Raw genomic sequence first — 1,004 nt, forward strand, 5'->3', positions numbered from 1 at the left:
CAGATCGATAACGCGCCGGAAGAAAAAGCTCGTGGTATCACCATCAACACTTCTCACGTTGAATACGACACCCCGACCCGTCACTACGCACACGTAGACTGCCCGGGGCACGCCGACTATGTTAAAAACATGATCACTGGTGCTGCTCAGATGGACGGCGCGATCCTGGTTGTTGCTGCGACTGACGGCCCGATGCCGCAGACCCGTGAGCACATCCTGCTGGGTCGTCAGGTAGGCGTTCCGTACATCATCGTGTTCCTGAACAAATGCGACATGGTTGATGACGAAGAGCTGCTGGAACTGGTTGAAATGGAAGTTCGTGAACTTCTGTCTCAGTACGACTTCCCGGGCGACGACACTCCGATCGTTCGTGGTTCTGCACTGAAAGCGCTGGAAGGCGATGCAGAGTGGGAAGCGAAAATCCTGGAACTGGCTGGCTTCCTGGATTCTTACATTCCGGAACCAGAGCGTGCGATTGACAAGCCGTTCCTGCTGCCAATCGAAGACGTATTCTCCATCTCCGGTCGTGGTACTGTTGTTACCGGTCGTGTGGAACGCGGTATCATCAAAGTTGGCGAAGAAGTTGAAATCGTTGGTATCAAAGAGACTCAGAAGTCTACCTGTACTGGCGTTGAAATGTTCCGCAAACTGCTGGACGAAGGCCGTGCTGGTGAGAACGTAGGTGTTCTGCTGCGTGGTATCAAACGTGAAGAAATCGAACGTGGTCAGGTACTGGCTAAGCCGGGCACCATCAAGCCGCACACCAAGTTCGAATCTGAAGTGTACATTCTGTCCAAAGATGAAGGCGGCCGTCATACTCCGTTCTTCAAAGGCTACCGTCCGCAGTTCTACTTCCGTACTACTGACGTGACTGGTACTATCGAACTGCCGGAAGGCGTAGAGATGGTAATGCCGGGCGACAACATCAAAATGGTTGTTACCCTGATCCACCCGATCGCGATGGACGACGGTCTGCGTTTCGCAATCCGTGAAGGCGGCCGTAC

The 1,004-nt window shown here is 53.6% G+C and carries 1 protein-coding gene; it reads left to right on the plus strand.

The features are described 5' to 3' along the window. Nucleotides 1-1,004, plus strand: a 1,004-nt coding sequence (gene tuf / locus C7B16_RS24240) for an elongation factor Tu (RefSeq protein ID WP_098729138.1), incomplete at both ends; no start/stop codon positions are given.

This window comes from Escherichia sp. 20412-1 (assembly GCF_003027595.1).
In the GTDB taxonomy this organism is placed as follows: Bacteria; Pseudomonadota; Gammaproteobacteria; order Enterobacterales; family Enterobacteriaceae; genus Escherichia; species Escherichia marmotae.